This is a genomic window from Mucilaginibacter sp. KACC 22773 (assembly GCF_028736215.1).
In the GTDB taxonomy this organism is placed as follows: Bacteria; Bacteroidota; Bacteroidia; order Sphingobacteriales; family Sphingobacteriaceae; genus Mucilaginibacter.
In genome coordinates, this window is sequence record NZ_CP117883.1 from 6,023,891 (window position 1) to 6,037,175 (window position 13,285).

Consider the following 13,285-nt stretch of genomic DNA (forward strand, 5'->3'; position numbering starts at 1 on the left):
TACAGGCAAGCTCTTTGAATTGAATGTGCTGATCGAGTTTTTGGCATTACGGTGAACGATGACTCATCTGTCCCGGAAGAAGTGGGCGTGTTCGCGAGCAGCTATAAGGATGGAGCAGTTTATTCTTTTTGTAAGTGCAGAAACTTTAGGGCCGTTACCTGTTTTTCGGATCATCGCCGATGCTATTGAGTTCATCGAAAACTGTGATCGACAAACCGTTAAAGAGGATTTGAAAGCTATTGCTACTTCATATGAGGTACTTGATAAAGATTATGACAATAAGAAGTTTTATCAAAATGCGGTGATTAAACACACCAGGGCCTTGGAATTGATCAAGAAAAGCAGGGAAAACATTAACTAAATCACACCGCCCAACGTCATAAAAAGCGCTGCATCAAACGATATGAAGTGACGGTAATTATGAAATTGAAGGGCAAAACGACCTGGCGGAAAAAAAAACCGCAAATAAAAATATAGACAACGATGCTATGGGAAAGAACCTCGAACAATGGCTCATCGCAAAAAAGAAATTCGGCTTGTCCGATGCGCAGGTGCAAATGGCGCGCGAATTAAATCTCAACCCGAAAAAATTCGGGTCCTTGAACAACCACGATCAGGAACCCTGGAAAGCCCCTCTGCCGCAGTTTATTCAAAGCATCTATATTAAACGGTTTAAAAGAGAAGCGCCCCTTGAAGTGACCTCAATCGAAGATAAAATAAAAAACGAAAAGCTTAAAGCCGCAAAAAAGAAAAAGGATAAAGCCGGGCGTCGCGCTGCTGCGACATCCGATAAGCCCACCATAATTTAGTTAAAGTTATGTTTCCAATAATCGATAAGTTATTGGTCGGAAAATCGCGGCATCAGGAATTATTTAAAATGTATCTGTAATTTAAATCGATGGCTACATTATTTATTGTCGGGTTCCCGAAGGATTTTCAAAAGATTGCGTTGATCGAATTATTTAGTATTCATGGTATTGTCAATACGGTTACGCTGGTAACCGATAAGGATACGGTCGAACCGAAGGGTTATGGTTTTATCACGATGAACGATGATACAGGCGCTAAACGGGCCATCGAAGCGCTAAACGGCACAACTTTTGGGAACAGAACCATCAGCGTCCGTTTCGCCGAAGAAAATTCCGTGGCAAAATCAACGGCGCCAAAGCGTCCCTTTCCACCCCGTGACAACCGGACGCAGGCCATTAAGCCAAAGCGATCAAGGCGGTCATGATAAATTCGCGTTAAGATCGGCAGGTAGGGGCTAATAGTCGTTCATTGTTGTTTATAGCTGTTTTTCGCTTAGCTGACGGGTCATGCCATTGGTATTTTCTACAATTGACTTCAATAGGTTTCATCCAGCTGTTGTATCATAAGGCGCTAATTGTCCCATTTACCCCCGGCATAACTACGCCGAAACGCCGGCTTTTGTTGAGGTGTTATATAAGCGGGCGAATGCGAATATGCCTGATAGTAAAGCCACCAGGGATAGGTTTGCCGTGAAGACCTGATCACCCGACTGGAGGTGAGTATCTTAATTCATGCTGAGGTTTTACATCCTGACAGCAAAACCAGTTTCCCTTTTAGCTTCGGTCATGACGAAGAAACTTTCAAAGTGAGGCTTTCCGGGCAGCCTGGCGAGCTTCTTCAGCAATATCTGGCTGTATTCCTCCATATCGCTGATGGCCACCCGCATCAGGAAGTCGTAGGCGCCCGACATATGATAACACTCGGTTACCTCGGTCAGCTTTACCGCTTCTGCCATAAAGCTTGTCAGGCATTCTTCCGTGTGCTCTGCCAGTTTTGCCTGGACATAGCCAATGAGCCCGTAGCCCGCTTTTTTAGGATCTAACAAGGCCGTAAACTGCCTTATATAGCCGCCCTCCACCATGTGCTGAATTCTTAACTGCACCGGGGTCTCGGAGAGGCCAATTTCGGCGCCGATCTTTTTGCAGGAGATCCGGCAGTCCTTTTGCAATGCATTCAGGATACCGATATCAAATTTGTCCAGTTTCTTTTTCATAAGGCTAAATTACCGATTGGGCAAATACGTTTTCACCGGCGGCCGCCATGAACTTTTCGGCTTCCGAAACCATCAGCGCAGATCCGATAAAGACCGGCGTACGCTGGTGCAGCTCGTTCACTTCCAGGTCAAGGATGCGGTTAGCACCATCCGTCGCCCTTCCCCCCGCCTGTTCAATTACAAAGGCCAGCGGGTTGCATTCATAAAGCAACCTTAGCTTGCCATTGGGCGCCGCTGCGGTATTGGGATAAATAAATATACCGCCTTTGATCAGGTTACGGTGCAGGTCGGCCACCATGGAGCCGATATAACGTGATGTGTAAGGCCGTTTGGTCGCTGCATCTTCGACCTGGCAGTATTTAATATATTGTTTTACCCCTAGCGGAAAATGGATATAGTTACCCTCATTGATGGAATAGATCACACCGCTTTCCGGCATTTTCATTCCCGGGTGCGACAAACAAAACTCACCAATGGATGGGTCCAGCGTAAAGCCGTTTACCCCGCAGCCGGTCGTGTAGACCAGCATAGTCGATGAACCGTAAATGATATAGCCTGCGGCTACCTGATCGGTCCCCCTCTGCAAAACATCGCTTAGCCGGGCTGGGCCCTCGGCCGATTTTCGCCGGAAGATAGAAAAGATGGTGCCGACGGGGACATTCACATCGATATTGGAAGAGCCGTCAAGCGGGTCTATGGCTACAATGTACTTGGCATTCCCGGAAACGGCTGATTCTATCCGGATGATTTCGTCATTTTCTTCAGATGCCACGATACAGCACTCGCCGCCGCTGCGGAGCGCCGCGATGAATTGCTCGTTAGCATAGACGTCCAGCTTTTGCTGGTGTTCACCCTGGATATTCGTCGTGCCGGAACTCCCCAGGATATCCATCAGGCCGGCCTTATTGACCTCACGGTTGACGATCTTGGCGGCTATTCCGATGTCGCGCAGGAGCCGTGAAAGCTCCCCTTTAGCGTATGGGAATTCGGCTTGCTTTTCAATAATGAACTGGCCCAGGGTCATGAAGTTATTCATAGGCTTAGTGTAAAAAATACAGTTTTAATCGGTCGTTGATTGGTAAACCGAAGATAGATACAAAAGCTTGAATATAGCAAGAAATACCTAAAATCACCGCCCAAAAAAGGCGAAATGGGTATGTTGCATAGTGTAATGAAAGTGGCAAAACACCTATAAACCAACTTATGGCGGGTCGAAACAATGTAAATCACCTACAACTAACATATTATTTAGGCGAAACACACAAAGATTATTTTCTATATAGGTATTTCACCTGAAACTATGAAGATTTGTATTGTTAATCGCCAATTATTTATAACCATGACGCAATCGCAAAAACATAATTTTGGAGCAGGACCGTGTATCCTGCCGCAACCGGTTTTAGAACGTGCAGCCGAGGCTGTCAGAGCGTGGGACAGGGCAGGTTTGTCCATCCTGGAAATCTCCCACCGTTCAGCTGAATTCGAAAGCGTTGTTCATGAAACCGAAAGGCTTGTCCGAGAGCTTTTAAGTGTGCCGGATGGTTACAGCATATTGTTTTTGCAGGGCGGGGCAAGCATGCAGTTTTGCATGGTGCCTATGAATTTCCTGCAAGGCAGTAAGCAAACCGCCGCCTATTTGGACGGGGGTTATTTCGGCGCGAAAGCCATCAAGGAAGCACAGTTTTTCGGCAAGGTGAATGTACTGGCGAGCTCTAAGGATTCGGGCTATACGTTTATTCCGGAGGCCTATGTGATCCCGGAAGATGCCGCTTATTTCCATTACACGAGCAACAATACTATCGAAGGTACACAGTTGTGGGCAGACGTAACTTCGTCTGTACCGGTCGTTTGTGATATGTCCTCAGATATCTTCAGCCGGGAGATCAATGTGAGCCAGTTTAGCCTGATCTATGCCGGGGCGCAGAAAAATACGGGGCCTGCTGGCTTGACCATCGTCATCGCCAAAAACGAATTCCTGGACAGCGTAAAACATGCCATTCCTTCCATGCTGGATTACCGGGTATTCCGGGATAACGGCTCGATGTATAATACACCGCCGGTGTTCGCAATCTATGCCGCCATGCTTAACCTGCAATGGTTAAAAGGGAAAGGCGGCGTAAAGTCCATCGCTAAGGAGAACGTCAGAAAAGCACAATTACTGTATGACGAAATAGACCGCAACCCGTTATTTAAAGGTTCCGCGGCCCGTGGACAAAGATCACTGATGAATGTTACTTTCCGGATGAATGATCAGGCTGAAGAAGCAGACTTTCTAGCCTATGCTGCTAAATGCGGAATGGTTGGTATCAAAGGTTACCGTACCGTTGGTGGATTTCGTGCGTCATTATATAATGCGCTTCCTTATGAGAGTGTCCAAGCACTGGTGCAGTGTATGACGGCCTATGCCGAAAAAGTTGTCCCGCAGCATAACTTCCAACCCACCTATTAGGATATGGCAAAGATTTATCCATTTACGGCCATCCATCCGAATCCCATTTATGCTGACCAACTTGTGTTCACCAAGTCACAGTCGGAATCTGTCGCCGGAAATACCATGGTCCCGGAGGCCTTGCCGCCGCTGAAGACCCTGCTGGAAACCGGGGCAAGGCAACGGCCGGAAACGGCGGAAGGTCAGGCGCTGGCTTACCAGGACATTAATGAAACGTTTACCAGCCTGTTGGAAACCGGGCGCTTGTGGCCGGACAGCAGGCCCTGTATGTATGTTTACGAGGTAGGACACGGCCTAAATAAGCAGACGGGGATCTGGGCGGTGACCTCCCTGGAGGACCCCATTAAAACCCATGAGCTTACCTTTGATGAAAGTGTGCGCAGGATAAGAAATTACCGTGCACAAACCGGTTTAGAAGGTAGTCCTATTTTATTGACCTACCCACCCGACAGGCGGGTTAATGCCATCATCACAGAAGCAAAATGCGGCTTGCCGGACGTTCATTATGAAAACCCGTCGGGTACGCATCATTTATGGCGGGTTGATTCCCCGGAGATCCTGCGGCAATTGACAGATACATTTGCGGAGATAAATGATGTTTACCTGGCGGATGGCCATCACCGCAAGCGGTCAGCGAAACTTTTATTAAAGGAACAACGTGCAGCAGGAAGCCCGTTATATGAAACTATTTCGGCACTATATATGTCCACGTCGGAATTAAGGATCAGGCAATACTACCGCGCGGTCATACCGGAGCAACCTGTTGATAAGGGTTGGCTTTTTAAGCAATTGCAACCTGATTTTTGTATCAAACATACCTGTGATAATGAACCTGTGGAACCATGGGCGGAAAAGCAAATGGGGCTGTATATCGGCGGCGAATGGTATCACCTTACGGCCAGGCCGGATACGGCTGTTTCCCGGAATATGAATGGGCTGCTGGATGTGTCGATTTTGCAGGACCATATCCTGGCCCGGTTGTTCCAGATCCTTGACCCAGGTACTGATCCACGATTGAAACATGCGGGAGGTGAAAAAGCGATCGCGGAAATGGAAGCTATCTTCCGCGCGCATCCCCGGGCCATAGGCTTTACGCTTTTCCCGATGACGGTGGAGCAACTAACCAAAGCGGCCGATGAAGGCTTCAACCTTCCGCCAAAATCTACCTGGATCGATCCGAAGATCCCGTATGGACTTTTACTTTTTAAACATTAAAGAAGTGATGAAACAAGTTATACTAATCATCGGTGCAGCCGGTCAGCTCGGTACCGAGCTGACCACCGCCTTGCGGCTGGAATATGGCAGGAATAATGTAATTGCCGCTAATAAAAATTTCAAACCGGGCTTTGACGGTATTGAACTGGATGTACTGGACACGCTAAAATTAAAACAAGTTGTTTGCGAACTTGAGGTCACCCAGATCTATCTACTGGCGGCCCTGCTTTCCGCGACGGGAGAACAACAGCGGGCGATGGCTTGGAAACTGAATGTCCAGAGCTTGTTGGCAGTGCTGGAAATAGCCAGGGAATGCTGCCTGGAAAAAGTCTTTTGGCCAAGCAGCATAGCGGTTTTCGGCCCGGGATCACCCAGGCATCAATGCCCACAGGAAACGATCATCGAACCGAATACGGTGTATGGTATCAGCAAGCGTACCGGAGAATACTGGTGCAACTACTATTTCGAAAAATTCGGTGTCGATGTCCGAAGCCTGCGTTACCCCGGTCTCATTTCCTACCTGAGCCCTCCGGGTGGCGGTACTACAGATTACGCGGTAGATATTTTCCACCAGGCACTGGAAAAACGTGAATATTCCTGCTTTTTGAAGGAAGACACCTGCCTGCCCATGATGTACATGAAAGATGCCATCCGGGCAACCATGGAACTGATGCACGCGCCAAAAGAAAATATCAGCGTCCGGACATCCTATAATATTGCGGCCATGTCTTTTGCCCCCTGCGACCTTGCCGCGGCTGTTAAAAATCATCTGCCTGATTTTAAGATCAGCTATGAGCCGGATTACCGTCAGGGCATCGCCGACAGCTGGCCGGCCAGCATCTGTGACACGGATGCGCTCAGAGACTGGGGTTGGAAGCCGGGCTATCAATTAACGAACATGACGGAGGACATGCTCCAGCAACTTGCGCGGATAAAGGAGATTCCGTTACCGGGAAATCCTAAGAATTGGGCTTTTCAGCAGGATTTTCCGATAGACAACTACGTATTCACCAAACTAACTGAATGATGAGACAGCTGAATATTACGCAGTCATTCACTAACCTGGAAAGCCAGTGCGTGGAATATTATTTCCACGAGATCGGTAAATTAAAAATGATTTCCGCGGAAGAGGAAGTTTTACTGGCGCAAAAGATCAGGCAGGGCGACAAGGCGGCCCTGGAAAGACTGACTACCGCCAACTTACGCTTTGTGGTTTCCATCGCAAAAAAATACCTCAACCAGGGTTTACCGCTAAGCGACCTGATCAGCGAGGGTAACCTGGGGTTATTGAAGGCTGCGGAAAAGTTTGATGAAACGCGGGGATTTAAGTTCATTTCCTGTGCGGTGTGGTGGATCCGGCAAAGCATTTTAGAGGCACTGGGAGAAAACACGAGGATGCTGCGCCTTCCGCACAACCAGGTGAATTTATTGACAAAGATCAACCGGGTGACCGGGGAACTGGAAGGAAGGCTTGAACGGACACCGACACCTGATGAGCTCGCCGAGGTGATGAACCTGCCGGTAGAAAACATAGTTGATGCTTACAGTCATTCTAAAAGAACGGTAAGTTATGATACGCCCATATCCGCGGAAGATGAATTTACCCTATTGGAAAAGCTGGGGAATCAGGACGAGGGCATCATCGAAGTGCTTAGTAATGAGTCTTTGCGGATACTGGTGGGCAGGCTGTTAAAACAATTAACGCGCAGGGAGCAAACCATTATAGAACTTAGTTATGGATTCAATAACGAACGCGCGATGTGCCCGACAGAAGTAGCCGGGATTATTGGACTGACGGGAGAACGTGTCAGGCAGATCAAACTAATAGCGCTCGACAAACTCCGGGAGAAAATTGCATGCGTAAAAAACATCTTACTTGAACTCACCATGTAAACGGGGCAATTAAAAGCCGGTCTGAACTGCGAGGCGAAAACCTGGTTTTTATTTTGAACAGCCTGCTGAAGGACTGCGGATTTACAAATCTTAATTGAAAGGCCATTTGGCTGACGGTCAGTTTAGTGGAAGATAATAATTCCTTTGATCTTTCCATCAGCTTTTGATGGATGTTCTGCTGCGCATTGAGCCGGTAAGCCGAAAACAGTGGTTTCCCAAGCGACCCGCACCTCGTCAAGCAATGCGGTACTGGCATGGCCATCCGCTATCATTTCCTTCAGTGACCGCCCGGGCTTTCCCGGCATGCGCTATTCCTGCATTATTAACCAGCAGGTCCAGGCGGCTGGCTTCGTTTTCGATACGCTCTACTGCCGCGCTGATGGTTGCTTGCTGGGTAACATCCAATTGGATAGGGTACCCATTGGCGCAAATTTTAACAGCCGGCTTTTCCCGTTGTCCGCGTTACGTGAACCGACATGTACGTTATAGCCGTTTTCTGCCTGCACTTTAGCGATTTGAAAACTAATGCCCTGGTTGGCACCGGTGACCAGCGCAACAGGATGGTTATTTATTGATTACCTGTTCTGATTTTCCATAAGAATAAAGGAAAAAAAGCAAAAGTCAGTATGCACCATTTGCCATCATAGCCAAATCACGGACATTCGTAACCAAAATGAAGGAAGTAATAAAGTGATCCAACATCCTTTCGGTTTGTTGATGAAGTTCGCGATAAGACATGCAGCTATATCCGTCGATAGAAGATAGCGTCTAAAGCGCGGCCCTAAGGAGTTATACCAATGCTGGAATGAGATTATGGTTGGTAAATTACTCCGACAATCTTTATATTTACAATAAGGGGATCTTTTAATCAGTGAAGGGCTATGGGATTATTTAATTTCTTTTTGAAGCTATTCAGGACCAAGCCGGGGTTTAACGGGACGCCGGAAATGTTTCTTGCCATGGTGATGGAATTTCAGTCAAGGAATAATAAAGTATTTGTGGTGCACGAAGTCCTGCAGTGGGGCGAGGTTATGCAAAAAATGATGAGGGTTGACCTTTCGCCGTTTCGGGATTTTGCGGACCTGGTGCAAAATGGTGTGCCGGATTATACCATGGTGGATAAAGTTAGGAGTAAGTTTGATGAGATACATAGCAGGGTTGAATTAAAAAAAGCAATTTACGGGGAGCAAGTCGATTTAGGGGATGATGACGTGATAAAAAGCAGCGAAGAAAGCGCGGTATTCGCGAGAAGATTTGTTAAAGACCTATCTAAGTATGTTTCATTTCCGGAAGAAGAGCAAAAAAAGATCGACCTGATAGACGACTGAAGGACAACTGATAAAAGGTAAATCCTGATTATTCATGTTATCCGGTATGGTATGGCGTTAATGGAATGTCGCCTTAATTATTTTTTTCGCTTTGCTTACGTTTTTGAAATTCCTTTGGCGTGATCCCAAATTGTCTGAAAAAACTTCTTCCAAAGCTGGTCTGGGAATTGAAGCCGACCATATAAGCGATCTCATAAACCTTAAAGTCGTCTTCAGCCATTAATTCTGCGGCTTTCTTCAGTCGCGTGATATTGATCAGTTCATTCGGCGTTAAGCCACTGATGGCCTTGATTTTCCTGAAAAGGCTGGTTCTGCTCATATTTGTCAGGGCAACCAGCTTATCAATATCCAGGGACTGGGAGTCTATATGGAGAAGTATGGCATTGTTCAATTTTTCCAGGAAAAGTTCCTCAGATTTGGTATGTGCAATACTTCTGATCTGCGATAAGGGCGACTGCAAGAAGTATTCCCGTAATTTATTCCTGTTGGTCAGGAGATTGGCCATCTGGACCAATAAGTATTCGACATCAAATGGTTTTTCTATGTATGCGTCTGCACCCAGCTCCAGGCCGGTTATCTTTGAGCGAAGCGTATTCTTCGCAGTTAACAGGATCACCGGAATATGACTGTATTCGAGACTGGACTTCACAAATTTACAAACTTCGTACCCATCCAGAACAGGCATCATTACATCGCTGATGATGAGCTGAATAGCCTCATGCCTAAGCACTTCCAGCGCTTCCTGACCGTTGGTAGTGGTGATCACTGCATAAAGCTGGACCAATTCATCGCTTATAGCTTTTAACATTTCGGTGTTGTCATCAATTAACAGTACAGCTGGCTTCATTTCCAAAGAATTTGTTAGGGGTTTGTTTTTAAATCAAGGTCTTTTGGGTCATAGTTAACTGGCAGGTTAAGGGTAAATAAGTTTATAGTGTTTTGTTCATTACTGTAGCTTAGTTCACCTCCTGACAACTGTGCCAGGGAGCGTGCCAGTGGGAGGCCTATACCTGTTCCTGAGACGGTCTGGTGATGCATTACCCTGAAAAAAGGTTCGAATATTTTATCTTTTAGATTTTCCGGGATTATTTCCCCATCGTTTTTGATTTTCACTGCAAAAAGCGCCTTGGGTTTTACAGTCTTTTGTAGGGTTACTTCTACGAAGGTATCGCTGTATTTTATCGCATTACTAAACAGGTTAAATAAAATTTTTTGTAATGCATCCATGTCGACGAGCGCATAAACAGGAGATGCAGGTATTTTAAGCTTAAACCGGCGATTGTTTTGATCCGCAAGCGCAGAAAAGCTATCGAAAGTTGACGTTAGCAACTCCGAAATATTACTCCTTTTAAAATCCAATCTATAGTTAGAGATCTCAGTTTGTCTGAAATCAAGGAATTGACTTGTCAGTTCTATCAACCGTTCAGTGTTGTTACTGATCATTTTAAGGCTGCCGGCAATTTCGGGATTGTTACCGGACTCCCGGATCACTTTGCGGAGCGGGATTTTGATGAGGGTAAGCGGCGTTTTTATTTCGTGTGCAATATTGGTAAAGAATTCAATTTTAGCATCAATGGTTTCTTTCTCATTCTTCAGTTGGATCAATGCAACTTTTCGTTGATTTTTTAGTTCCATTTGGGTGTGATAAACGTTGGCAATGATCAGGATGATGACCAAAAGTAACACGGCATAACTACCATAGGCTGATTTGCTTAGCCACCATGGTGAAAGAATTTGTATGTGAAGCTTATTCTCCTCGGGTCCCCAATATCCCCCGCTGTTACATGTCTTGATTTTAAAAGTATAGTTACCTGCGGGGATCCTTGTAAAGAACACTTTCCGGTTTTTGTCCAGGTAGGTCCATTTATCTGTTAATCCATCCAGTTTAAAGGCGTAACGCTGTCCGTTGGGAATCGAGAACCCCGGTGATGAAAACTCGATATTGAAGCTTGACTCATCATGTCGCAGCGTAATGTGGTCTTCAAAGGTGATAGATTTCGTCAAAAGTCGTGAGTTTTTTTCAATCGGGACTTCTTTGTTGTTTATTTCCAGGCTGGTAATATAAACCGGTGGGATGTAGGTGTTTTTTGTGAAATTGCCGGGATTGAAGCTAACCAGTCCGTTCATGCTTCCGAAATAAAGGTTTCCGTCGGTAGTCTTTAAGGATGAATTGTGATTGAACTGGTCCGATAGCAGGCCGTTAGCCTTGGTAAGCACTTCCGACTTTAACGTTTTGGGGCTAAAACGGACCAAACCTTTAGTAGTTCCTATCCATAAAAAGTGTTTATCATCTTCTAAAATGCTTAATATGTAGTCGCTTGGAAATCCGTTCTTTACTCCGTATCTGATCATCTGCCCGGTCGGCACCTTCAATTTACATAGTCCTTCATTTGTACCGAACCACCTGTTTTTTTTACTATCTTCAAAGCAAACGTTGACCCAGTTGTTGCTGAGCGATGTACTATCTTTAGGCACGTTTTTAAAACTCCCTGCAATTTTTGTTTTAGGATCATAATAAAAAAGGCCACTTGCAAATGTGCCTGCATAGATTATTCCATCAGAGCTCTCTGTAATGGAGGAATACCATGTTCTGCCTGGAAACCCGGTAAGCGGCAGGAATCTGTCTGTTTTTGGCTCGTATCTATATAGGCCATTTGCGGTCCCTACGATTTTGTTGCCATCACGTGTCTGATATAAGCAATAAATGAAATTTGACGACAAGCCGCTTGCGTTACCTGATTTGTATTTTTTAATGACTTTGCCCGACCTGATATTCATCACGTCCAAGCCGTTTTCAAAAGTGCCAATCCATAATTCATTTCCCGAGGCCAGAAGGCCCTGGACGTTATTATAGGATATAGCATACTTTGATTTACCGGAAAGAAAGTTGGTAAATCTCCCGGTTTTTATGTCCATTTTATTGAGGCCCGCATCTTCTGTGCCTATCCAGATGTCTCCATTATGGTCTTGTTCGAGATCCCTTACAATGTTTCCGCCTATGGAATTATCGCCGATCCTGGGGCTGAAACGGCGAAAGGGGGTAAACTGCATTGGATAATAATTCAGGCCGCCAAAGTAGGTTCCAACCCAAATCCCCCCCTCCTTATCCTTGTATAAACTATGGACGGCGTTGTCACTTAGAGAAGAGGCGTCATCATAGCGCTTTTTTAAATGCTGAAAATTGCCGCATTTCCTGTTGTAAATGAATATTCCGAACTCGGTTGCAATCCAGAATTCATCTTTAGCCGTTTGGAGAATTGATCGGACAAAGAGATTTTGTTCATAATTAACCGGGATTTTTACGGTTGTGTGGGTCAATGATTTAGTATCAAATATGATTATTTCGGGGGCCGATCTGCAAACAAAAAGATATCTGCCGTCAACCAGGGCCATATTACCCAGCCTTCTATCGCCTGGATATCCGGCACCGAAAATGTTGTACGTAGCAAACGAATTATAGCTAGGAATATACTTTTTTATCAGGCCTCCCTCTGTCGAAAACCAAGTGTTGCCATCGGGTGTGGTACAAATTCCATTAGCTTTAAAATAATCGCGCTGCTTAAACTGTTTAAATTTATCTTCTGCAATAACATATTGTGCAACTGATGAATCTGTTAAAAACCATATGTGCCCAGCCCGGTCATCATTAATATCATATACAGCTAGTCCCTTCGTCAACGAAATTAAGGTAAACACTTCATATTTGTCGTCATACTTGTATAGTCCGTCCTGGGTTCCAACCCAAAGCCTCCCTTTTTGGTCCTCCTTCAGGCTATAGATCGAGTTATTGCCGAAGGTTTCTTCCGCACCATCTTTTTTTCGAAAAACTTTAAAATTGTACCCGTCAAAACGATTCAACCCATCTTTCGTAGCAAACCACATAAAACCCCGCTTGTCCTGAAGGATAGAGACAACCGCGTTATTTGACAGCCCCTGTTCAACCTGATATTTCTTAAAGTGATAGGATTGCCCGCTCGCACTGAATTTACAAAAAATCAGGAGTACAACAAACATCAGCGTTCGTAGCAGAAATTGGTTACCGGTCATGCAAAAAAAATAGGCTAATAATGCAATTATAAGATCTTCCAGCATAATAATGCAGAATTGGCACTAATCGTCGAAAAAATGGGATTTTGTGTAGAATTTACAAAACTATTTTTTACAGCTTCCCGGACAATGATATTTTGAGCCGTTATGGAGTCTGCGTCTCTAACCACCCTTGTTTGTCAATTACAAGCTTTAAGCGAAATCACATTGCTGAAAAAAAGTATCGTTTTATCATAGTGTCCTATATATCACTTAATTCAGTCTATACATTATATGCTTTGCGCATATAAAACTTCGCGAAAATTCGCACAGCGGGGCTAAATTAATGGT

13 protein-coding genes are annotated in these 13,285 nt (G+C 45.4%); 8 read left to right on the plus strand and 5 right to left on the minus strand.

The features are described 5' to 3' along the window. Positions 1–109 precede the first annotated feature (109 nt). The 3 genes from PQ469_RS25015 (at position 110) to PQ469_RS25025 (ending at position 1,234) form a co-directional block, all read left to right on the plus strand. Positions 110–361, plus strand: coding sequence for a hypothetical protein (locus PQ469_RS25015; protein WP_274210108.1), 252 nt, complete (start codon positions 110–112; stop codon positions 359–361). Positions 362–488: 127 nt separating this feature from the next. Then, positions 489–809 carry a hypothetical protein gene (locus PQ469_RS25020; protein ID WP_274210109.1) on the plus strand — a complete coding sequence of 107 codons (321 nt, stop codon included), beginning with the start codon at positions 489–491 and terminating at the stop codon, positions 807–809. Positions 810–898: 89 nt separating this feature from the next. Then, positions 899–1,234: an RNA recognition motif domain-containing protein gene (locus PQ469_RS25025; protein WP_274210110.1), complete on the plus strand. Its 336-nt coding sequence runs from the start codon at positions 899–901 to the stop codon at positions 1,232–1,234. A gap of 318 nt (positions 1,235–1,552) precedes the next feature. On the opposite strand, the gene PQ469_RS25030 is transcribed toward PQ469_RS25025, so the two are convergent. After that, positions 1,553–2,023 (minus strand): Lrp/AsnC family transcriptional regulator, encoded by a 471-nt coding sequence (locus PQ469_RS25030; RefSeq protein WP_274210111.1) that lies wholly within the window; start codon positions 2,021–2,023, stop codon positions 1,553–1,555. Between the two features lie 4 nt (positions 2,024–2,027). Further along, complete coding sequence (gene fbp, locus PQ469_RS25035; protein ID WP_274210112.1) at positions 2,028–3,059, minus strand: class 1 fructose-bisphosphatase; 1,032 nt, start codon at positions 3,057–3,059, stop codon at positions 2,028–2,030. A 264-nt stretch (positions 3,060–3,323) separates the two neighbouring features. Between fbp and serC the strand changes: the two genes are divergently transcribed. From serC to PQ469_RS25055, 4 genes are read left to right on the plus strand one after another with little or no spacing between them, the layout of a single operon-like run. Next, the gene (gene serC / locus PQ469_RS25040; RefSeq protein ID WP_274210113.1) at positions 3,324–4,472 is read left to right on the plus strand and encodes a 3-phosphoserine/phosphohydroxythreonine transaminase; all 1,149 of its coding nucleotides are present in this window, start codon (positions 3,324–3,326) and stop codon (positions 4,470–4,472) included. A 3-nt stretch (positions 4,473–4,475) separates the two neighbouring features. Continuing rightward, positions 4,476–5,687, plus strand: a complete 1,212-nt coding sequence (locus PQ469_RS25045; RefSeq protein ID WP_274210114.1) for a DUF1015 family protein — start codon at positions 4,476–4,478, stop codon at positions 5,685–5,687. After that, a complete protein-coding gene (locus PQ469_RS25050; RefSeq protein ID WP_274210115.1) occupies positions 5,662–6,714 on the plus strand; it encodes an NAD-dependent epimerase/dehydratase family protein in 1,053 nt (350 codons plus the stop codon). The genes PQ469_RS25045 and PQ469_RS25050 overlap by 26 nt, the downstream gene beginning before the upstream one ends. After that, positions 6,711–7,580, plus strand: a complete 870-nt coding sequence (locus PQ469_RS25055) for a sigma-70 family RNA polymerase sigma factor (RefSeq protein WP_337993747.1) — start codon at positions 6,711–6,713, stop codon at positions 7,578–7,580. Before PQ469_RS25050 ends, PQ469_RS25055 begins: the two co-directional genes overlap by 4 nt. 234 nt (positions 7,581–7,814) lie before the next feature. Here the strand turns inward: PQ469_RS25055 and PQ469_RS25060 are convergent, their stop codons facing one another. Beyond that, complete coding sequence (locus PQ469_RS25060) at positions 7,815–7,985, minus strand: SDR family NAD(P)-dependent oxidoreductase (protein ID WP_274210116.1); 171 nt, start codon at positions 7,983–7,985, stop codon at positions 7,815–7,817. 476 nt (positions 7,986–8,461) lie between these two features. Between PQ469_RS25060 and PQ469_RS25065 the strand changes: the two genes are divergently transcribed. Beyond that, a complete protein-coding gene (locus tag PQ469_RS25065) occupies positions 8,462–8,908 on the plus strand; it encodes a hypothetical protein (protein ID WP_274210117.1) in 447 nt (148 codons plus the stop codon). A gap of 73 nt (positions 8,909–8,981) precedes the next feature. Here PQ469_RS25065 and PQ469_RS25070 read toward each other — a convergent pair whose 3' ends face one another. Together PQ469_RS25070 and PQ469_RS25075 are read right to left on the minus strand one after the other, a co-directional pair. Continuing rightward, entirely contained in the window at positions 8,982–9,755 is a 774-nt protein-coding gene (locus tag PQ469_RS25070; RefSeq protein WP_274210118.1) for a response regulator transcription factor, read from the minus strand. A 14-nt stretch (positions 9,756–9,769) separates the two neighbouring features. Next, complete coding sequence (locus PQ469_RS25075; protein ID WP_274210119.1) at positions 9,770–12,955, minus strand: ligand-binding sensor domain-containing protein; 3,186 nt, start codon at positions 12,953–12,955, stop codon at positions 9,770–9,772. Between the last annotated feature and the right edge of the window lie 330 nt (positions 12,956–13,285).